This is a genomic window from Nonomuraea sp. NPDC050663, assembly GCF_044456985.1.
In the GTDB taxonomy this organism is placed as follows: Bacteria; Actinomycetota; Actinomycetes; order Streptosporangiales; family Streptosporangiaceae; genus Nonomuraea.
The window spans coordinates 245,120-265,289 of record NZ_JBITGL010000012.1 but is presented as its reverse complement, the minus strand read 5'-3'; the positions used below and the strand labels follow the sequence as shown (position 1 = coordinate 265,289).

The window sequence follows — 20,170 nt, the reverse complement described above, 5'->3', positions numbered from 1 at the left end:
TGGGCCCCCTGGTTCTTGGGGTTGGCCCGTTCAGGGCCCCCCGTTTTTAACCCCCCGCCCTGTTTGTTTTTGTTTTTTGGGGGGGGGGGGGGGGCGGGGTGGGGGGGGGGGGCGGCGGGGGGGGGGCGCCCACCACTGATGTAGACCTCGAGCGTGGTGGGCCGTTCCTCCTCGACGCGCGGCGAGACGCCGCCGTCGTTGCGCGGGGTCGTGCGCGAGCCCTCGAACGTCAGGTCCTGCAGCGCCGTGTTGGTGCCCTTGCGCCGGTCGGCGAACAGCTGCGTCAGCAGCGAGTCGTAGTCGGGGTCGCGCAGCCTGATGGGCGCGCGGTACGGCTTGCTCCCCTTGTAGAGCACGAGGAAGTTCTTGGGCGAGGGGATCGCCGCGACCGGCGCGGGGATCCCGGTCTCCGTGACGTCGCTGGGCGCGATGCCGCAGCCCGCGAGCAGGGCGGCGGTGGCGGCGAGGGTGAGGACGCGTCTCATGCCGGCGGGAACCAGACCGTGAACAGGGTGCCGGGCTGCTGGGCGCGCACCGAGATGGTGCCGCCGTGCAGGTTGGCGTTGGCCCTGGCGATGGCCAGCCCCAGCCCGCTGCCCTGGCTGCGCGCCCGGCCCGCCCCGACCTTGTAGAAGCGGTCGAAGACGTGGGGCATGGCGCTGAGCGGGATGCCCTTGCCGTGGTCGCGCACCTTGACCTCCAGGCCGTTGTCCGTGCTGCGCGCGGTGATCAGCACCGGGGGAGCGCCGTGCTTGAGTGCGTTGCCGACGAGGTTGGAGACGATGACGTCGAAGCGGCGCGGGTCCAGGTTGAATGTCAGGCTCTGCGGGGTGTTGACCCGCACCTTTTCGCTCCAGCCGCGCATGTCGAGGGCGTCGGCGATCGCGTCGGCGACGTTGACGGGTTCCAGCGAGAGTGTGGCGGTGCCCGCGTCGAACCTGCTGACCTCGATGAGGTGCTCGACGAGCTCGCGCAGCCTGGCGACTTCGTGCAGCACCAGCCGTACGGCTTCCGCGGGCTCGTCGGGCAGCCGGTCGGCCTCCTCGGAGAGCATGTCGGCGACCGCCGTCATGGCGGTCAGCGGGGTGCGCAGCTCGTGCGAGACGTCGGCGACGAAGCGCCGCGACATCGCCTCCAGCGCGCGCAGCTCCGCCACGCTCGTTTCCAGCGCCGCCGCGGCGTCGTTGAACCGCACGGTGAGCTCGGCCAGCTCGTCCTGGCCGTGCACGGGCAGGCGGGTGTCGAGCCGGCCGCCGCCGAGCGCCTGGGCGGCGGCGCTGAGCCGGCGCACGGGCAGCAGCACCCGCCGGGCCGAGGCCAGCGCCACGGCGAGCGCGATGAGCAGTGTGATGCCGCCGGCCTGCAGGAGCGCCTGGCGCAGGAAGGCCAGTTGCAGCTCGTCGTGCTTCAGCGGCACGAACATGAACGCGCGAAGGCCGGTGCCCTCGACGAGGCTGTCCATCTCGTTGGTCCGGTTGACCTCGGTGCCGACGATCAGCCACAGCTCGTTCCTGATCACCCGGCGCTGGGTCACGAAGCCGCCGCCCGCCCTGCCGCGCAGCTCGCTGGGCAGGTCGTGCTCGGTCATCACGTGCTCTGAGTCGCTGTAGAGGTTGCGGCCGTAGGTCAGGATCACGTGACTGCCGGGGGTGTCGAGCTGGTCGGCCAGGTGCTGCAGATCCAGGTCGGTGGCGTCGCTCTCGCCCTCGTGCAGCTTGCCGATGGGGAACTCGATCTTCTGCAGCTGGCGGGTCATCAGCTCGATGGACGAGTCCTCGGTCCGCTTGATCAGCGCGTTCTTGGCCAGCTCGAATCCGATGCTCGCGACGAGGACCGACGAGATCACGGCCACCCCCGTGAACGTGATCACCAGTCGCGCGCGAAGGCCGGCGGGCATGCGGATCACGGGGGGCTGAACCGGTAGCCGAAGCCGCGCACGGTGTGGATGTAGACGGGTTCCGCGGGGCGTGGCTCGATCTTGGCGCGCACCCGCTGCACGCAGGCGTCGACGAGCCGGGAGTCGGCCACGTGGGTGTGGTCCCACACGACGCGCAGCAGGTAGCGGCGGTTGAGTACCTGGCCGGGGTGGCGGACCAGTTCCAGCAGCAGCCGCAGTTCCGTCGGGGTGAGGTGGATCTCCTTGTTGGCGAGGGTGACCTTCAGCGCTCCCCGGTCGATCATGAGGTCGCCGAAGGCGATGCGGTCGGAGGCGGCCGACTCGGCGCGGCGCAGGATGGCCCGGATGCGGGCGTCCAGCACGCGCGGCTCGACCGGCTTGACCACGTAGTCGTCGGCGCCCGCCTCCAGGCCGACGACCACGTCGAGGTCGTCGCCCCTGGCCGTGAGCAGGATCACCGGCAGCTGGTCGAGTCTCCTGATGCGGCGGCACACCTCGACGCCGTCGATGCCGGGCAGCATCACGTCGAGGATCGCGATCTCGGGGCGCCGCGAGCGGATGTGGTCGAGGGCCTCTTCCCCTGTGGCGTAGGACGTCACGGAGTGTCCCTGCCGGGTCAGCGCCAGTTCGAGCGCAGTCCGGACGGACGGGTCGTCTTCGACCAAAAGGATGCCAGCCACGCGCACATTATTAATCCTTCTTGTCTATATGCGTGTTCTGTCACGAAACCGTGATGTGACCAACATCACAAATGGACATAAATCGCTCGGCAGCCAGGTGGTTTCTTCAGAGAGCGCCAACTAAATGTCGGGTTTCGGTTGCGGACCACCCCCCTCCACAGGGCAAGCTCTGGTGCGTGTTGAGACAGCGCCCGAAGTCCAAGGCCCCCAAGAGGGCGATCATCGCCGGCGCATCGGTTCTGTTCGTGCTGGGCGGCGGGGGATTCGTGGCCTACCGGGCGGTGCAGAACGCCAACGCACCCGTGACCCCGGTCGACCCGCTGCAGATCGGCGCCCTCGCCCAGGGCTACATCCCCGACGCCGAGAACGACGAGCTGAAGTCCGCGGCGGTCCAGGCCTACAAGAAGGACCAGCTCGACAAGGCCCACGCCGGCGCCAAGCGGCAACTCGACCCCGTCGACGTCAAGGACCAGGCCCCCGGCGGCAACGGCTTCCCGCCGGTCAACTTCCCCCCGGGCAGCGACCCCGACCCCGGCAGCAACAAGGCGATCGCCAAGGAGATGCTGGCCTCCTTCGGCTTCGGCGAGGAGCAGTGGGGCTGCCTGGAGAAGTTGTGGCACAAGGAGAGCGGCTGGAACGAGCGGGCGATGAACCGCTACAGCGGCGCCTACGGCATCCCGCAGTCGCTGCCCGGCACCAAGATGGCCAGCGCCGGCTCCGACTGGCAGACCAACCCGGCCACCCAGATCAAGTGGGGCCTGGGCTACATCAAGGGCAGGTACGGCTCGCCGTGCGGCGCTTGGGGCCACTCCCAGGCCAAGGGCTGGTACTGACACCCCCCAGCCTCGGCAAGCCTGCGCGCGTGCCCGGAGGTTGACGACGCACCCTTGGCGGCATGGTCGTCAAGGTCAGCGTGGTCGTCAACATCTGTAACCCCGGAGATCGGGCGGACCCCTGCATCCGCTCGGTGCTCGAGCAGACGCTCGACCACTACGAAGTGATCTTCGTGGACGACGGCTCCACGGACGGCATCTCCGAGCGGCTCGACACCGTCGCGGGGGTGCGCAACAACGTGCGGGTGCTGCACCTGCCGCACACCGGCTCGCGGGTGCGCGGGTTCAACGTGGGCATGGCGGCTGCCAACGGCCGCTACGTCTACCTGCTCGACCAACTCGACCGGCTCGAACGCGGCGCGCTGGCGGCGATGTACCGGCGGGCGCAGGAGTGCGAGGCGGACGTGCTGGTCGGCCGCCTGGTGCGCGACGGCGGGCCGCCGCTGACGGCTTTCGAGGCCGACCGCAACCGTGCCGACATCCTCAGCGACAAGCTGCTGTCGCTGCTCACTCCGCACAAGCTCTACCGGCGCGCCTTCCTGGAGGAGCACCGGCTGGGCTTCGCCGTACCCGGAGGCAGGCTGGCCGAGCAGACGTTCGCGCTGCAGACCTACCTCACGGCCAAGATCGTCGCCGTCATGGCGGAGCCGGTCTGCTGCCACCTGGGCGAGCGCGCCGAGCAGCCGGAGGACCCCAAGAACGTCCTGGCCGAGCTGCGCACGCTCCTGGACGTGCTCGACGCGCACACCGAGGGCAGGCAGCGCGAGCGCATGTACGCCCACTGGATGCGCAGCACCCTGCTGCGGCCCTTCATGAGCGCCCGCTTCGCCGGATCGTCGTCGGAGCGCGGCAAGGTGGTCGCCCTGCACCGTGAGCTGCTGCTGGAACGTTTCCCCGAGCACCTGGACCGTTACCTGCCCGCCCACCTGCGCGCGGCCGCCACGCTGCTGCGTGAGGGCCGTGTGGACAAGCTGGTGGCGCTGGCCAACTCCGCGCGCCACACCAAGGTCCACGCCGACCTGCGCGAGGTGCGCTGGGACGCCGAGACCCTCGTGCTCTGCCTGGCCGTCGAACTGTTCGCCGACCGCGACCAGCCCGTCTACTTCCGCGAGCGGGACGGCAGGCTGCACTGGTGCCCGCCCGCGCAGGTGACCAAGAGCATGACGCCCGAGGTCACCGACGTGACCGGGGCGGTCAGCCGCGCCCGCATGGAGGTCTACCTGCGCAACGAGGTCACCGGAGCGGTCTACTTCGTGCCGGTCGGCTTCGAGGTCGAGCGGGTGGCCGAGGAGGAGGGCACCCGGCTGCGCATCGTCGGCGAGGCACGGGTCGACGTGGCCACCGCGGCCATGGGCGGGCCGCTGCAGACCGGCCACTGGGAGGTCCACGTGCGCATGTACGGCGGAGCCCACCAGGACCGCACCCGCGTCAGGCGGCCGGAGGGCCCCCTCACCTGCCTGGGCGTGCTGGCCCTGGCGCCACGCCAGCGCCTGATCGTGCCCTGCTGGAGTGACGCGGGGGAGCTGGGCCTGGCCGTCGAGCCGCGCTCGTTCTCCGAGTCGATCGCCCTCGTCTCGCCTGGCGCAAGCGTCACCCGGCAGAGCGGCCACCTGTACGTCGTGCTGCCCGTGCCGTACGTGCCGCCGAGCGGCGGCCCCGCGATGGAGCTGGTCCTGCGCACCGCCTCCGGCAGGCTGCGCGAGATCTGCGCGCCCGCGATGGTCGAGCCGGGCGTGCCCGGCAGGGTCGCGGGACAGCTCGTGGCCAAGGTGCCGGTCAAGCGGCTGCTGCCGGGCCGCGACAGCCTGGGCCCAGGGGCCTGGCTCACCTCGCTGCGCACCGGCGACAGCGAGGTCGGGCTACGGTTCGGCCTGCAGATGCGAGGGGGCACCGTGCAGGTGCTCCCCGCCGCCCAGGTCGACCCCCAGCGCCGCGGCGAGCTCGACCACGACACCTCGCTGCGGCGGCTGGCCCGCCGGGTGCCCGGCGCACGTCATCTCGTACGGCTGGCACGGGCGGGCAAGCACCGCTACCTGAGGGACTGAAGCACCTCCTGGACGAAGCGCTCGGGCTGCTCCAGGTGGGGACTGTGGCCGCAGTCCTCGAAGACCACCTCGCGGTAGACGCCGTAGCGCTCCAGGACCGCCCTGGTCTGGGTGACCATCGGCTGGGCCGGCGTGCCGTCCCAGCCGGGCACCGCGCCGATCGCGCCCAGGTGGACGATGTCGAACAGGGAGGCGTCGGAGACGATCTGGTCCTCGGAGCCCCTGATCCACAGGATCGGCGGCTTGGGGTCGATCTCGTGCAGGTCGTCGATCCTGAAGTGGATCGGCGCCATCGTGTTGAGCACGCCCCTGCGGCCGGGGGCGACCCCTGGCCAGTTCTCCGAGGGCACCGCGTCGCCGGGGTAGTGGTCGTCGCCGACGCGGGTGGTGAGCATCTCGCGCAGCCAGCGGTCCTCGTCCTCGACCGGGTTCTTCACGTAGCCGAGGTTGAAGACCTGGCGCATCGCCTCCAGGTCGCCGTCGGCCAGCGAGCGCACGAAGTCGGGATTGGCGGTGCCGCTCCCCGCGCCGTCGGCGTGGGTGAGCTTGCCGTCGGCGCCCGTCGTGCCGCCGAACCCGTACGGCGAGACCGGGTTGACCAGGATCAGGCTCTTGACCAGGTGCGGGTGGTCGCGCAGCAGCTGCATGACCACGCCGCCGCCCATCGACCAGCCGACCAGGTGCGCGGGCTCCTGGAGGTGCTCCAGCACGTCGTCGACGAAGTCGCGCACCCCGCGGGTGGCGTCGACCGGGCGGGCCTCGGCCTCGCCGAACCCGCGCAGGTCGATCGCCTTCGCCCCCGGGATGTGCGGCAGGACGCCGTCCCAGAAGGCCTTGGAGGAGATGTTGCCGTGGACGAAGAGAACGGTCATACCTTCACCTTCTCGTCAAGCGAGCGCAGGTCGCGACCCCTGGTCTCCCGGCTGACGGCGACGGTGACCGCGGTGAGCACCGCACCCGCCGCCACGTAGACGGAGACGGCCAGCGGCGAGCCGAAGCCTTCGAGCAGTGTCAGCGCGATCGTGGGGGCCAGGCCGCCCGCGACGATGGAGGCGAGCTGGTAGCCGACCGAGACGCCCGAGTAGCGCACCTTGGTACCGAACAGCTCGGAGAAGTAGGCCGCCTGCGGGCCGTACATGGCGCCGTGCAGGATCAGGCCGACGGTCACCGCGAGCGTCACAGCGGCGAAGTTCTTGCTGTCGATCAGCGGGAAGAAGGCGAACGACCACAGGCCCACGCCGACCGCGCCGAGCAGGTAGACGGGCTTGCGGCCGATGCGGTCCGACAGTGCGCCCCACAGCGGGATCACGATCAGGTGCGCGGCCGAGGCGATGATGAGGCAGTTGAGCACCATCGGCTTGGTCAGTCCCGCGTTCTTCACCGCGTAGACGAGGACGAACGCGGTGATGACGTAGTAGGAGACGTTCTCGACGAAGCGGGCGCCGAGCGCGGTGAGCACGTCACGCCAGTGGTAGCGGAAGACGTCGAACAGCGGCATCTTGGCGGGCGCGTCGGCCACGGCCTCCTTGAAGACGGCCGGCTCCTCGATGGCCAGGCGGATCCACATGCCCACCAGCACCAGGATCGCGCTGAGCAGGAACGGCACGCGCCAGCCCCAGGAGTTGAAGGCCTCCTCGCTCTGGACCGCCGCGAGGACGGCGAGCACCGCGGTGGCCAGCAGGTTGCCGCAGGCCACGCCGGCCTGCGGCCAGGAGGCCCAGAAGCCGCGCCGCTCGGCGTCGCCGTGCTCGGAGACGATCAGGACCGCGCCGCCCCACTCGCCGCCGATCGCGATGCCCTGGATGAGCCGCAGGGCCACGAGCAGGATCGGGGCCAGGATGCCCACGCTGGCGTAGGTCGGCAGCAGGCCGATCGCGAACGTGGCGCCGCCCATCATGAGCAGGCTGATGACCAGCAGGGTCTTGCGGCCGATCCGGTCGCCGAAGTGGCCGAAGATGATGCCGCCCAGCGGGCGGGCGACGAAGCCCAGCGCGAACGTCAGGAAGGCGAGCATGGTCGCGACGGTCGGGTCGCTCTCGGGGAAGAAGAGCGTGGGGAAGATGAGCGCGGCCGCAGAGCCGTACAGGAAGAAGTCGTACCACTCGATCGTGGTACCGATGAGGCTCGCGCCTACAACCTTCTTGATCGACATATCACACCGTTTCTTGACACCGGGGGGAGTGGCTTCACGGTATGAAGTGATGCCGGTCACTCATATGGGTGCATCTCCCACAGTCGTGCCGACGGGTATGTCGGTCTCATCCACTGAGCCGGTGCAGGCGCAGCGCAAGCTGGAGTTCCAGGGCGCGCTCCGGGTCCTGCCAGCCCTCGCCCAGCAGGCGCCCGATGCGCTCCAGCCGCTGCGAGACGGTGTTGACGTGGATGTGCATGGCCTCCGCCGTACGGCTCGGCGAACCGCCGGCGCCGAAGTAGGCGGCCAGGGTGCCGACCAGGCTGGTGCCGCGCTTGGCGTCGTAGTCGACGACCGGGCCGATCGTGGCGTGCACGAAGCCGGGGATGCTGCCCGCCTCGCCGATCAGCAGCCCGACGAAGCCCAGCTCGGAGGCGCTGGCCCCATCGCCCCCGCGGCCCAGCGCGATGAGCGCGTCGGCGCAGCGCTGGGCCTCACGGTAGGCGCTGTGGACGTCCTTGATGCCCGTCACGGGCCCGGCCGCGCCCGCCGTCGCCGGAGACTGCAGCGCGGCGCTGAGGTCCTTGGCGATGCGCTTGGCGTCCTGCGGTCCCGGCAGCAGCAACACGACCTCCTCCGCCCTGGCGGCGGCCAGGCCGTGGGAGAGCGCGGCCTGCGAGGAGGCCCAGAAGGCCGCGCGCTCGCGCTGGCCCTGGTGCTTGGCGACGATCACCACGTGCGGGCGGGCCAGGTTCACGCCCAGCCGGTTGGCCCGGTCGATCAGGCCGTCGTCGTCGGGGCGGCTGATCAGGTCGTCGAGCAGCTCGCCCCTGACCCGGCCCTCGGCCTCGGCCACGCTCCGCCTGAACAGCAGCAGCAACGCGCAGACCAGAGCCGCGCGTTCCACGATGCGCTCGTCAGCGTCGGCGCTCCTGACGATCAGCGTGCACAGCGGCTCGCCGCCCACGTCGACCGAGGCGATCAGCAGGTCGTGCCGCCTGACCGTCCGGCCCAGCGCCCGCGAGGCCTGCGCGGCCTCGAAGATGCCCGGATCGTCGGTGGCCTGCCCGACGATCACCCTGCCCAGCCCGTCGAGGACGGTCAGCTCGCCCGACTCGGCCACCACCGCCGCGATGTCCTCGATGCCCCTGCCCTGCAGCACCAGCTCCATCATGCGGTCGTGGGCCCGTGCCGCGCGCTCCACGGCGTCGCCGTGCTCGCGCAGGCTCCGGTGCGTGCTCGACAGCTCCTCCAGGGCGTTCCTGGTCTCCTGCAGCAGCCGCGCGTTGTCGATCGCCACCGCCGCATGGGCCGCCAGGCTCGTCAGCAGCGCGACCTCCTCCTGCAGGAACGGCCTGGCGCTGCGGTTGGCCGCGAACAACACCCCGATGACCCGCTGACCCAGCTTCAGCGGCACGCCCAGGATGGCGACCAGGCCCTCCTCGTGCACGGCCGTGTCGATGTGGTTCTTGTGCTGGAAGCGGGGATCGGCGAAGTAGTCGGCCGTGGCGTACGGCCGGGCGGTCTGCGCGACCAGCCCGCCCAGGCCCGCTCCGGGCGCCAGCCGCAGGTTCTGGAACGCCGCCGAGATCGACCCGTCGGTGACCCGCATGAACGTGTCGCCCTTGTCGGGATCGTGCAGCGTCAGGTACGTCGTGTCGGTGCCGAGCAACTGCCTGGCCCGGTGCACGATCGCCTCCAGCACCGCGTCGAGGTCACGCAGTCCGGCCAGGTCGCTGGCGGTGTCGTACAACGCCGACAGCTCCGCCTCCCTGCGCGCCCTGCGCCTGAGCAGCTCGCGCACCTTCAGCGCCTCGACCTTGGCCTGCTCGAGCTCGGCGACCTCCTCGGGCGCGGCGCCGCGCGCCCGCGCCTCGATGATCGGCCCCTCGAACTCCACCGCGGAGGCCTCGCGGGCGAGAAGTTCGAGGTAGACGCGCATATCGCCCATTGTGCTACTCCTCCGTCATGCCTCGGACCGTAGACCGTGGACAACGGGCGAGAATATGGGGCCGGCCGCCATAACCAGGTGGCAAAATGCGTGGCCGGCCTACTTCACGTCGTCGGCGGGGCTGCGGCCGCGCGAGACATAGCATTCGATGAAGCGCTCGACGATGCCCAGGAACGGCTCCTGGAGATCGGCCTTGATCAGGGCGGCATGAGCCGCCTCGAAACACCGGTACGCCGCCGCGGCCAGAGACGGGTCCGCCAGGCCGGTCCTGGCCGCCCCCACCCACGGGTCGGGTCGCGAGGCGCCGCCGCGGTGTAGCGGCTCTGTGGCCTCCATCGCCGCGTCGAGGGCCTTCTCGTCATCGAGGAGGGCCTTGACGACCGCCACGGGCACGACCCAGTCGTCGCCGCGCTGCGCGTCGATCATCCGCAGCTCCAGGTATCCCCTGGGCCGGATCGGCGGGAAGAGCGTCGACAGGTGGTAGCGCAGGTCACCAACGGTCGGGACCCGAGGTTGCCTTTCCACCACCCAGTCCTTGAAGCTCAGCCCGTCGGGAGCGGTCCAGGGAAGGCCGTCGCGGCGGCGCACGCAGATGACCCGGGCATCGAGGGCGTACCTGGCCCAGGCAGTGCGCGGGTCGGCCGATCCGGTGGGCGGGGCGGAGCGGCTGCGATCGATCGACAGCCAGGCGGCCTGCCGGGTGGATCGCCACCCGGTGGAGCGTGAACGATGGATGGGGGAGTTGGCGAACGCGGCGACCAGGACCGGGCCGATGGCGTGGGCGCCCTCCCACCGCGCGCGGAAGTCGTGTTCCGTCCCGGCGTCGAGGGAGACCTGGACCGACGCCGTGCTGCACAACATCAGCCGGCCCGACTCGTTGGTCCGGTTGAAGGCCTCCTCCATGGCGTCGTAGCGGGGGATGCGCAGATAGCGCCGCGGTGGCCGGCCGGGGTCGATTCCCACGCCGGTCAGGGTCAGGCCGGCGGCCGCGAGGATACGGCGGATGGCCGTCATGTCGGCCATCGACTGACGGAGGCAGTCTCCGAGATCGGCGGGAGCGGAACTCAGTTCGAGCTGGCCGCCCGGCTCGATGGAGAGAATGCCGTCCACGTCGAGATCGTTGAGTGCGGCGGTGGTGCGATCGGGATGCACGGGCGCCATCGGATCGCCGCCGTCATGGACGAGCCATTCGAGTTCGACGCCCACCCGTTTCGGCGGGGAGAAATCGAATGCGCTGCGATAGATCAGGCTTTCCGCCGTGTCCAGATCGGTGAGGTGGTCACCGTCGGATACGCCTAGATGATTCATCGGCGGGCCGAGGCTCCAGGTGCTCTTGTCGATCGCCATGCAGAGTCCACCTTTATGTGGCCAATAGCCGGTCACTCATGATGGCAAAGCCTTGCGATCACCGTCCAGTGGCTGGAAACTATGCACATCGAGCGGTCCGCTTGTGCTGCTGGTGGTCCCACCCTACAGCGGAAGGCTTCCTGCATGCTGTTGCGTCATGACCGGCTGTCATCAGATGCGCTCCGCGAACTGGCGACGGGTAAGGTGCTGGCGCTGCACGTGCCCGAATATCACGCCCCTGATCTGTGCACGGAGATTGTCGAGCGAATACTCGACGGCATGGGGAAAGGTTATCGGCGGATTTACGAGAGTAATGTCAGGGCCTTTACCGAGACTCGTGGTGATGCCGAGGCCAGACGGGCCTATCTGGCGACGGCCATCGAGGTCATGGCCGAGATCAGGCGGTCGTGCCACCCCTTGGCCTCTCCCATGGACCGGCTCAGGTGCGAACTCGACGAGTTGTGGCCGGGCGGGGCGTGCCTGCTCAGGCTGGAGGAGAACGCACTCGTCTTCGGCATGGTCCGGGTGTGGCGCGGCGGGGCGCAGGCACACCCGCATCTCGACGTGCTGCGGGAGTCGGCCCCCGACGTCCGCGACGCGGCGGGGTTCACCGAGCAGCTCGGCGTCAACATCTACCTGCGGATGCCCGCCCAGGAGCACGACAGTGAAGGTGTGCTGGAGCTGTGGGACTTCGGGCTGATGGACGAGGCGGTGATCGGCCGAAGCTCGTGGGGCACCTACGGGTATCGTCGCGAGACGCTGCCGACCCCGACGATCAGGATCCGGCCGGCGGTCGGAGATCTGATCATCTTGCGGACGACCCGGTTGCACGCCGTCCAGCCCACGTGTGACGGGGAACGGATCACACTGTCCGGGTTCATCGGGTGCTCAGGCACGGACGAGCCGCTGCGCCTGTGGAGCTGAGCGGGGTCCGGATCTCAGCGAGGCACGGGCGGCCAGGAGCTGGTGGCGGTCACCTTGAAGGCGTGCGAACGGATCAGGTCCAGGCTGAACTCGGCTGCCCTGATCTCGTTGGGCAGCACTGAGAGCCGTTCGCGGTCGGCCTTCTGCCGATACTGGGTCGCCCGTGGCTGCATGAGGAGCTTGGTGCCGTTGCGGAAACTCAGCACTCCCTGGTCGACCACGTGCTCGCGATGGTGTTCGGGGACCCACTCGCGCAGCACCAGCCAGGTGTCGATGCCCGCGGCCGCCTGAGCGCGCACGACGTCCTCCAGGTATGGAGTGGCCGGGTCGTCGGAGACGAATATGCGCTCGACCACCAGGCCGAAACGTTCGATGGCCGACTGCTGGGTCTTCAGATAGCGCTGCCCGAACGGCCCGGTCCAGAATTCGAACGGGCCCATGCTGACAGCGCGATAATGCAGGACATCGTCGAATGGCCTGGCGCGGACGCTGTACGGGCCGTCGATGCTCACGATGATGGCGCCGTTGGAAAGATCGTGCAGGCAGTCGAGCAATTCACTGCTCTTGCTCTGCCGGATATCCGAGAAGACGTCGATGTCGCCGCGGCGGTCGATGCTCTGATAGGCCGCCACGTAACCGTCGACGAAATCCTTGCACAGCGGTGGAGCGGCGATGACCGGGCTCACCTCTCTGAGCGCGGTGGTGAGTTCGGCGGCTTGGCGCTCCATTTGTGTGCGCATCTCGACGATTGCCTGGTCGAGTTTGGTCGACTGCTCAACCAGCAGTGCGATGCAGAATCCCACGAGGCCGACGATGATGCCGACCTGGATGAAGATCTTCGTCGAGTCGACCCAAGGAGGAATGATCGCCAAAGCCAGCGAGATGGTGATGCCGCCGATCCAGAGCGTACGGCGGGCACGCTTTGTCCTGGGGGCTAGCGTTTTGGGAGGTTCTTGAAGCGCCACATGGTCATTATCTCGAAATTAGCGCCAATCTTCCAAGAATGCGATTTTATCTCATTTATCCGGAGTAACTCTGGCAACGCCCCTGCCCACGGCTATCGAGCGGTCCAGCCGCCGTCCACGGGAAGCGAGACTCCGGTGATGAACCCACCCCTCGGCCCGCACAGGTAGGCGACCAGCTCGGCCACCTCCTCCGGCTCGATCAGCCGCTTGATCGCCGCGGGCCTGAGCATGATGTCCTCGACGACCTGCTCCGGCGGGATGCCATGGGCCCTGGCCTGATCCTGGATCTGGTTCTCGACCAGCTCCGTCCGCACGTAGCCGGGCGCCACGCACACCGAGGTCACCCCGTGGGGGGCGCCCTCCAGCGCGGCCACCTTCGAAAAGCCCTCCAGCGCGTGCTTGGCGGCCACATAGGCCGACTTGTACGGCGAGGCCCGCAGTCCGTGCACGGACGAGACGTTGACGATCCTGCCCCACCCGTTCCCGTACATCCCGGGCAGGTAGCGGCGGGTGATCAGGAACGGGGCCTCGACCATGACCTTGAGGATCGCGGCGAACACCTCGGGCGGGAACTCCTCGATCGGCGCCACGTGCTGGAAGCCCGCGTTGTTCACGACGATGTCGACCCGCTCGTCGGGCAGGCGCTCCACGAAGCCGGGCTCGCTCAGGTCGACCGCCACGGCGACGCCGCCGACCTCGCTCGAGACCTTCTCGGCCGCCTCGCCGTTCCTGTCGACGACCAGCACTCTCGCGCCCAGGTCGGCCAGCTTCACCGCCACCGCCCGGCCGATCCCGCTGCCGGCGCCGGTCACCAGGGCCGTCCGCCCGGCCAAGTCCTCCGCCATGTCTCGGACCCTAGACCGCGGGCGCCGGGCAGGCACATGGGGTTGATCGCCACATATCGGTGGGCGGTTATGTGGGCGGGCACCGGGGCGGCGCCGCGCCGTCGGGGAGCGCCCCGGTCCGGGCTCGCGAGAGCCAGCCGCCGCTGATGGCGCACAGGTGGCGCATCCATTCGGCGGGGTCCAGGGAGACCACCTTGGTCGTGCCGGAGCTGAAGTGTTCGGGAACCGTGTAGTGGAAGGAGTCGCGGACCAGGACGGCCTTCAGGTCCTTCCGCACGGCCAGCACGGAGCCCATCCCTCGCGGCGCGAGGGTGCCGAGCACCGGGACGGCCTTGCCCGCGTCGAGCGTCTGCGTCACGCGGCCCAGCCGCAGGTCGACGGTGACAAGCTGGCCGGACGACGCCACCAGGGCGGTCGTTCCGCTCGCGGCCGCCGACACGCCGGTGTTGGCGTCGGATCCGGCCCACCTGCCCAGGTCGCGCACCTTCCCGGTGTCGGTCTCGACCAAGGCGATGGCGAGATTCGCGCCCTGGATGCCGGTCACGAGCAGGCGATCGCCCGAGAGCAGGAGCGCCTGGGCGTCCAGTCCCACGGCGAACCGGCGGCGCAGGCCCGACTCCATGTCGACCAGCTCGACGTCGGTGCTCCCCTCCGGCTGGACCACGACGCGCCCGCCCTCGACCGCGATCCTGCACGAGCCGCCCGGGTCCAGCTCGATCTCGCGGCCCGTCTCGGCCAGGTCGGGCAGCCGCAGTCTGGAGAGACTGCCGGACCGGCAGTGGTGAACCACCTGGCCGTCGACGACCGCCACCGGGGCGGGCGTGTAGGGATGGTCCAGGCGGGCGACCTCTTCGAGGGTCCGGCCGCGCCGTACCTCGATCCTGCTCTCGCCCGGCAGGACCATCCAGGCCCCGTCCGGGCTGAAGGAGACGCCCTGAGCGGCGGGCACCGTCTCTCCGGGCACGAGCTCGCCGGTCGCGATCCGCCACCTGGACAGGTAGTCGCCGGTGGTGACGACCTCATCGCCCGCGGGGTCGAACACGCCGCGGGCCGGGTCTCCGGTGGAGGTGCTCTGCGTGCGGGCCCTGATGTCCTGGAGGTAGACGCCGCCGGTGACGGGGTAGGCGAGCTGGCCGTACTCGCCGTCCATGAAGTAGGCGAACGGCGGCACTTGGTGGACCAGGCCGACGCCCCGAGGGTCCTCCTCGTGCGGGACGGTGAACTGGGAGGCCAGGATGGGGTGTTCGGCCAGGGACAGGCGGGCGAAGCGGCCGTTGAGGGCGATGATCCCGAAGCCCTCTTGATACAGGGCCACCTTGTCGCATTCGCCGGGCATCGTGGTCTCGCCGGCGACCGGCCGGGCGTTCGACACCTGCACGAGCCGGACGCCGACCTTCTTGGGCTCCACCTCACGGCAGACGGCGATCGCCTTCGCCTTGGAGCTGGGCAGGTACGCCACCGTGTCCCCGCGAAGCGTCGTGAGCTCGCCGTCGGCCAGGTTCCAGATGTCTGCGCGCCCGCCGCTCGGGACGACGACCGCGTACCCGTCGTCGGACACCCGCAGCGAATCCACGGAGGTGGTTCCCGTGTCCGCCTCCATGACCCGGTCCCGGTGGTGAAGCCGGTAGCCGGTGCCGTCGGGGATGGTCACGGCCGCCACCGTCCGGCCGTCGGTCGAGAGGTCCACCGCCTGCGGGGGCCCGCCCACCCGCATGCGGCTCTCCTGCCCGCCCTCCACCGCCCTGACGATCACCTCCCCGGCCGAGGTGCCCACCGCCAGCACCCTGCCGTCCAGGCTGAGGTCCACCGCCGTCACGTTCACCCCCGCGGGCACCTCCACCTCCCGCCCGCCCTCGGGCGTCCACAACCGCACCTCCCGGCTGTCCCACCACCCGAGCACGCGCGAGCCGTCCTCGCTCATCGCCATGCCGTTGAGCATGTCGCCCTCGCCGTCCAGCACGACGCTGAAGCCGATCGTCCGCAGGTACTCCTGGAACAACGCCTGCCGAGTCTGCGGCAGGTCGGCACCCTGGAAGGCCGCGACGGCCAGCGACGCCGCGTCGCCCGGGGCCATGTCACGCGCCGCCTCGTACAACGCGACCATCTCCGCCGCCGCCCGCAGGCGCTGCCGCTCGCCGGCCTCCCGCCACTGGTGTACGGCCAGCGTGGAACTGGCGCACAGCAGGACGGCGGCCCCGGCCGACAGCAGCCGGACCCTGCGCCGGCGTCGCTCCTCCGCCCTGATGAGCGCCTCAGGCGCCTCCCCCTTGACGGCTCCTGCGAGCTTGGCGACGGCCTGGAGGAACGCCTCGTCGCGGAGCCGCAGCACGCGCATGCCGTTCAGGCTGACGGCCAGCCGCTCGTCCGCCACCGGCGCGGTCCCCGGCGCCAGGACCTTGAGCACCGAGGACGCCGGGTGGCGCCTGAGCCAGTGTTCCGTCTCCATCCGCACCCACGGGGAGCGGTCGGAGTCGGGCGAGACGATGACGATGAGGAAGCGGCTCGCGTCGAGCGCGCTCGTGATCTCGTCGGCCAGGTGGGCGCCGGCGTGCAGCCGTTCCTCGTCACGGAAGATCCTGATCGCGCCCGACCTGCCGCGCCGGGCGAGCCGCTGCATCCCGGTCTTCAGCGCCAGGGCGATGCTCCGGTCGATCTGGGAGTAGGAGATGAAGGCGTCGTACCGGACTAGGCGATGAGCTTCTCCGGCTCCGCCACGCCCGCCAGCCTGGCGAATCCCTCGGCGTACCGGCGGATCCCCTCCTGCACCCTCGTCAGCTCCGCCCGGCACTCGGCGTTGTGCTCCCATGCGGACTCCGGCAGGTCGGGATGGTCGCGCTCGAAGTCGCGCAGTTGCGGGTGCCAGACCGACAGGAACGGCCGCAGCTGCTGGTTGAGCATCATGATGGCGAAGTACTCCACCGTCTGGGAGCCCGGCACCTTCGGCGAGGGCCTGGCCGCCTTCAGCGCCTCGCGGGTGATGGCGAACAGGCTGTAGAGGGAGTTCATGGCCTCGCGCAGGAGCCCTTCGTCCTCGTCGAGCCGCTGCGTCGAGACGCGGGTGACGGTCTCGACGAACAGGCCCCAGGCGACCTTCCTGCTCTCGTCGTTGACCGCGAAGGTGAGCTCGCTGAACTGGGGGACGGTGATCTTGACCTCGGTGAGCGTGGCCGCCCTGCCGTACAGCTGCACGGCCAGCACCGAGGCGACACCCGCCAGAGCCCCGGTCACCAGGAACACCCAGGCGCCGCCCGCCTGGGTGATCCGGTAGGCGATGAGGCCGACTAAGGCGCCGATCAGCGCCGCCGCCAAGGCCCGCGCTATCCGGCCGCGAAGGAAGGTCAGCGCCGGCTCGCGCCAGCCCTCCCGCGGCCAGCCTTCCTTCTTGAGCATGGATCTACTGTGCGGGCATTCTCAGGAGAAGTCGATGCCCGCAATCGATCATTCCGAGGGGCGGGTCATCGACAACACGTCGAGCGCGGAGTCGAGCTGTTCCTCGGTGAGCGTGCCGTTGGCGACGTGACCTCGTTCGACGACGACCTGCCTGATGGTCTTGCGCTCGGCCAGGGCCTGCTTGGCGATCCTGGCGGCCTCCTCGTAGCCGACGTAGCGGTTGAGCGGGGTGACGATGGACGGCGAGCCCTCGGCGTACTCGCGCAGGCGCTCGTGGTTGGCGGTGATGCCCGAGACGCAGCGGTCGGCCAGCAGGCGGGAGACGTTGGCCAGCAGGCGGACCGACTCCAGGATGTTGCGGGCCAGCAGCGGCAGCTGCACGTTGAGCTCGAACGCGCCCGAGGCGCCCGCGAAGGTGATGGCGGCGTCGTTGCCCACGACCTGCGAGGCCACCATCAGCACCGCCTCGGGGATGACCGGGTTGACCTTCCCCGGCATGATCGACGAGCCGGGCTGCAGGTCGGGCAGGTTGATCTCGCCGAGCCCCGCGCGGGGACCCGAGCCCATCCACCGCAGGTCGTTGGCGATCTTCGTCATCGAGACGGCGACGACCTTCAGCGCCCCCGAGAGCTCCACGATGGAGTCCTGGGCACTCTGCGCCTCGAAATGGTCCTCGGCCTCGGCGAAGCGGATGCCCGTCGCCTCGCTGAGCTTGTCGACCGCGCGGGCGGCGAAGCCGGGCGGGGTGTTGATGCCGGTGCCGACGGCGGTGCCGCCCAGAGGCAGCTCGACCAGGCGGGGGAGCGCGGCGTTGACGCGGTTGATGCCGTGCTCGATCTGGGCCGCGTAGCCGGAGAACTCCTGGCCCAGGGTGACGGGGGTGGCGTCCATCAGGTGGGTGCGGCCCGACTTGACCACCGTGGCGAACTCGGCCGACTTCACCCGCAGCACCGTCGCCAGATGCCGCAGGGAGGGCACCAGGTGGTAGACGACCTCGGTGGCGGCCGCCACATGGATGGAGGTGGGGAAGACGTCGTTGGAGGACTGGGAGGCGTTGACGTGGTCGTTGGGGTGGACCGGGCGGCCCAGGCGCTGCTCGGCGAGGGAGGCGATGACCTCGTTGGCGTTCATGTTGGACGAGGTGCCCGAGCCGGTCTGGAAGACGTCGATGGGGAACTGCGCGTCGTGCTCGTTCTCCGCGACGTCGGCGGCGGCCTGGGCGATCGCCTCGGCCAGCTCCTTGTCGATCACGCCGAGCTCGCCGTTGACCTCGGCCGCGACCGCCTTGATGAGCCCGAGCGCGGCGATGTGCGCGGGCTCCAGGCGGCGCCCCGAGATGGGGAAGTTCTCCACGGCGCGCTGGGTCTGAGCGCGCCAGAGAGCCTCGGCGGGGACGAGCACTTCGCCCATGGAGTCATGTTCGGTGCGGAACTCGCTCATGACTCCAGTCTCCATCAACCCCGCAGAGCGGTGAGAACCAGGATCGCGATGATGACCGCCGCGGCGGCCGCGATCGCCATGAGCACGAACATGCCGGTGCGGCTGGCCTTCTTGGGCGGCGGCTGCTCACCGGCGATCGCGAACAGGTCGGTGCCCAGACCCCTCGACTCGGCGGGCTGCTGGGGTTGCGGCTGCGGGTAGTGCTGCGGCTGCTGTTGTTGGGGGGTGGGGTAGACCTGCTGGCCCATGGGGTGCGGCTTGACGACCCTGGTGACCTCGCCCGCGTCGTCCCCTTCGTCCGTTTCGGCTGCGCGGGCGGGCGGGGGTTGCTGGGGGAGCGGGGCGCGGGGGCGCATCACGGTGACGGTGCGGTCGGGGTCCTGGCCGGGGTCGAAGGGGGAGGGCCACTCCTCCTGCTCGGGGCGACCTGCGGCGGGGGGCTGCTGGACGCTCCCAGGGTGCCCTGAGCCACCAGGAACGGGGCCGCCGTGGCCGGGCTGGCCGGAGTGCCCGCCGTGGCCGGGGTGGCCGAGGTGTCCGCCCTGTGGGCCCTGTCCGGCATATCCGGCCTGTGCGCCCTGTCCAGCTTGTGCGCCCTGTCCGGCCTGTGCGGCGGCGGGTGCGGGCCCCGCCTGCCCTGGCTGTGGCTGCGCGGCGGCAGGAGCGGAACCGGGGTGGCCGGGGTGGCCCTGGTGGGTGCTCGGTGTCGTGGGGCCGGGCTGGGCCGGTTGTGGGGGGCCGAAGGCGCCGAGCCGGTGGCCGCTCTCGGCGGCGGGCCGGCCGAAGGCACCGCCCGTCTGCTGCGGCTCCGACGGCGCGCCACCGCCCTCCGACGGCCATGCCGTACCGGCGACCTGGTCCTCTATCGCCGGGAACTCGTGCGTCGGCGTGTCGGCGACCATCCGCAACATCGTCTCGGCCTTGGCCGCCGTGACCCGCCGCTGGTGGTCCTTCTGCAACATGCCGTCCAGTACGGCACGCAGCGGCCCCGCCTGCGTGGGCGGGTCGACGCTCTCGGTCATGAGTGCCGCGAGCGTCTCGGAGATGGAGGCCCGCTCGTAGGCGGGACGCCCCTCCACGGCGAAGTACAGCGTCGCCCCCAGCGACCAGATGTCGGACTCGGGCCCGGTGTACTCGCCGCGTGCCCGCTCGGGGGCGGTGTAGCCGGGCGACCCGATGACCATGCCGGTCTTGGTCAGCTTGGTGTCGCCCTCGGACTTGGCGATGCCGAAGTCGGTCAGCACGACGCGGCCGTGCTCGGTGATCAGCACGTTGCCGGGTTTCACGTCGCGGTGGGTGATGCCCTGGGTGTGCGCGGCGCGCAGCGCTCCGAGCAGGTCGACGCCCAGTTCGGCGACCAGGCGGGGCGGGAGCGGGCCCTCCTCGTCGATCACCTGTTCAAGGGAACGTGCCTCGACGAGCTCCATGATGATCCACGGGCAGCCCTCGTGGACGAGCACGTCGTAGATCGCCGCCACGGAGCGGTGGTTGATGCGTGAGGCGGTGCGCCCTTCGCGGACCATGCGCTCGCGCAGCTCGGCGCGCTGTTCCTCGGTCAGGCCCGGGTCCTGGCGAATCTCCTTGACGGCGACTTCCCGCCCGAGCGCACGGTCGCGTGCGCGCCAGACGGTCCCCATGGTCCCCCGGCCGAGTGGCACGAGCAGCTCGTATCGGTCGGCGAGCAGTCGTCCCCTGTGCTGTTCCGGCATGACTAGAAGATAT

General features: G+C 70.3%; 16 protein-coding genes. 3 read left to right on the top strand and 13 right to left on the bottom strand.

The features are described from left to right. From ACIBH1_RS33055 to ACIBH1_RS33045, 3 genes are all read right to left on the bottom strand, one after another. On the bottom strand, positions 1-485 hold a 485-nt coding region (locus tag ACIBH1_RS33055), incomplete at its 3' end, for a hypothetical protein (protein ID WP_397317897.1). Next, entirely contained in the window at positions 482-1,897 is a 1,416-nt protein-coding gene (locus ACIBH1_RS33050; RefSeq protein ID WP_397317896.1) for an ATP-binding protein, read from the bottom strand. The genes ACIBH1_RS33050 and ACIBH1_RS33055, both read right to left, overlap by 4 nt. Positions 1,898-1,902: 5 nt before the next feature. Then, a complete protein-coding gene (locus tag ACIBH1_RS33045; protein WP_181614382.1) occupies positions 1,903-2,577 on the bottom strand; it encodes a response regulator transcription factor in 675 nt (224 codons plus the stop codon). Between the two features lie 176 nt (positions 2,578-2,753). On the opposite strand from ACIBH1_RS33045, the gene ACIBH1_RS33040 reads away from it, so the two are divergent. Both ACIBH1_RS33040 and ACIBH1_RS33035 read left to right on the top strand, forming a co-directional pair. Continuing rightward, complete coding sequence (locus tag ACIBH1_RS33040; protein WP_397317895.1) at positions 2,754-3,410, top strand: transglycosylase SLT domain-containing protein; 657 nt, start codon at positions 2,754-2,756, stop codon at positions 3,408-3,410. Between the two features lie 62 nt (positions 3,411-3,472). Next, on the top strand, positions 3,473-5,455 hold the full coding sequence (locus tag ACIBH1_RS33035; RefSeq protein ID WP_397317894.1) for a glycosyltransferase family 2 protein: 1,983 nt from the start codon (positions 3,473-3,475) through the stop codon (positions 5,453-5,455). Here ACIBH1_RS33035 and ACIBH1_RS33030 read toward each other — a convergent pair. The 4 genes from ACIBH1_RS33030 to egtA form a co-directional block, all read right to left on the bottom strand. After that, positions 5,440-6,327: an alpha/beta fold hydrolase gene (locus tag ACIBH1_RS33030; RefSeq protein WP_397317893.1), complete on the bottom strand. Its 888-nt coding sequence runs from the start codon at positions 6,325-6,327 to the stop codon at positions 5,440-5,442. The two genes, ACIBH1_RS33035 and ACIBH1_RS33030, sit on opposite strands and share 16 nt — an antisense overlap. Further along, positions 6,324-7,607: an MFS transporter gene (locus tag ACIBH1_RS33025; protein WP_397317891.1), complete on the bottom strand. Its 1,284-nt coding sequence runs from the start codon at positions 7,605-7,607 to the stop codon at positions 6,324-6,326. The genes ACIBH1_RS33030 and ACIBH1_RS33025 overlap by 4 nt, the downstream gene beginning before the upstream one ends. A 106-nt stretch (positions 7,608-7,713) precedes the next feature. Further along, a complete protein-coding gene (locus ACIBH1_RS33020) occupies positions 7,714-9,528 on the bottom strand; it encodes a helix-turn-helix domain-containing protein (protein ID WP_397317889.1) in 1,815 nt (604 codons plus the stop codon). Between the two features lie 108 nt (positions 9,529-9,636). Further along, a complete protein-coding gene (egtA, locus tag ACIBH1_RS33015) occupies positions 9,637-10,884 on the bottom strand; it encodes an ergothioneine biosynthesis glutamate--cysteine ligase EgtA (protein WP_397317888.1) in 1,248 nt (415 codons plus the stop codon). An 81-nt stretch (positions 10,885-10,965) separates the two neighbouring features. On the opposite strand from egtA, the gene ACIBH1_RS33010 reads away from it, so the two are divergent. Then, complete coding sequence (locus ACIBH1_RS33010; protein WP_397317886.1) at positions 10,966-11,808, top strand: hypothetical protein; 843 nt, start codon at positions 10,966-10,968, stop codon at positions 11,806-11,808. 14 nt (positions 11,809-11,822) lie between these two features. On the opposite strand, the gene ACIBH1_RS33005 is transcribed toward ACIBH1_RS33010, so the two are convergent. The 6 genes from ACIBH1_RS33005 to ACIBH1_RS32980 all read right to left on the bottom strand — a co-directional run bounded on the left by ACIBH1_RS33005 (position 11,823) and on the right by ACIBH1_RS32980 (position 20,157). Further along, positions 11,823-12,773 carry a hypothetical protein gene (locus ACIBH1_RS33005; protein WP_397317884.1) on the bottom strand — a complete coding sequence of 317 codons (951 nt, stop codon included), beginning with the start codon at positions 12,771-12,773 and terminating at the stop codon, positions 11,823-11,825. A gap of 92 nt (positions 12,774-12,865) precedes the next feature. Then, a complete protein-coding gene (locus ACIBH1_RS33000; protein ID WP_397317882.1) occupies positions 12,866-13,618 on the bottom strand; it encodes a 3-hydroxybutyrate dehydrogenase in 753 nt (250 codons plus the stop codon). 67 nt (positions 13,619-13,685) lie between these two features. Beyond that, complete coding sequence (locus ACIBH1_RS32995; protein WP_397317913.1) at positions 13,686-16,406, bottom strand: TIR domain-containing protein; 2,721 nt, start codon at positions 16,404-16,406, stop codon at positions 13,686-13,688. Then, positions 16,304-17,008, bottom strand: a complete 705-nt coding sequence (locus ACIBH1_RS32990; RefSeq protein ID WP_397317881.1) for a hypothetical protein — start codon at positions 17,006-17,008, stop codon at positions 16,304-16,306. Before ACIBH1_RS32990 ends, ACIBH1_RS32995 begins: the two co-directional genes overlap by 103 nt. A 48-nt stretch (positions 17,009-17,056) precedes the next feature. Beyond that, positions 17,057-18,448, bottom strand: a complete 1,392-nt coding sequence (locus ACIBH1_RS32985) for a class II fumarate hydratase (RefSeq protein WP_397317880.1) — start codon at positions 18,446-18,448, stop codon at positions 17,057-17,059. A gap of 14 nt (positions 18,449-18,462) precedes the next feature. Next, the gene (locus ACIBH1_RS32980) at positions 18,463-20,157 is read right to left on the bottom strand and encodes a serine/threonine-protein kinase (RefSeq protein ID WP_397317879.1); all 1,695 of its coding nucleotides are present in this window, start codon (positions 20,155-20,157) and stop codon (positions 18,463-18,465) included. Positions 20,158-20,170 lie beyond the last annotated feature (13 nt).

Coding starts and splice junctions, on each gene's coding strand:
- ACIBH1_RS33020 (WP_397317889.1), bottom strand. CDS start 9,528: ATGCGCGTCTACCTCGAACTTCTCGCCCGCGAGGCCTCCGCGGTGGAG.
- ACIBH1_RS33000 (WP_397317882.1), bottom strand. CDS start 13,618: ATGGCGGAGGACTTGGCCGGGCGGACGGCCCTGGTGACCGGCGCCGGC.
- ACIBH1_RS33035 (WP_397317894.1), top strand. CDS start 3,473: ATGGTCGTCAAGGTCAGCGTGGTCGTCAACATCTGTAACCCCGGAGAT.
- ACIBH1_RS33010 (WP_397317886.1), top strand. CDS start 10,966: ATGCACATCGAGCGGTCCGCTTGTGCTGCTGGTGGTCCCACCCTACAG.
- ACIBH1_RS33050 (WP_397317896.1), bottom strand. CDS start 1,897: ATGCCCGCCGGCCTTCGCGCGCGACTGGTGATCACGTTCACGGGGGTG.
- ACIBH1_RS33025 (WP_397317891.1), bottom strand. CDS start 7,607: ATGTCGATCAAGAAGGTTGTAGGCGCGAGCCTCATCGGTACCACGATC.
- ACIBH1_RS32985 (WP_397317880.1), bottom strand. CDS start 18,448: ATGAGCGAGTTCCGCACCGAACATGACTCCATGGGCGAAGTGCTCGTC.
- ACIBH1_RS32980 (WP_397317879.1), bottom strand. CDS start 20,157: ATGCCGGAACAGCACAGGGGACGACTGCTCGCCGACCGATACGAGCTG.
- egtA (WP_397317888.1), bottom strand. CDS start 10,884: ATGGCGATCGACAAGAGCACCTGGAGCCTCGGCCCGCCGATGAATCAT.
- ACIBH1_RS32990 (WP_397317881.1), bottom strand. CDS start 17,008: ATGCTCAAGAAGGAAGGCTGGCCGCGGGAGGGCTGGCGCGAGCCGGCG.
- ACIBH1_RS33030 (WP_397317893.1), bottom strand. CDS start 6,327: ATGACCGTTCTCTTCGTCCACGGCAACATCTCCTCCAAGGCCTTCTGG.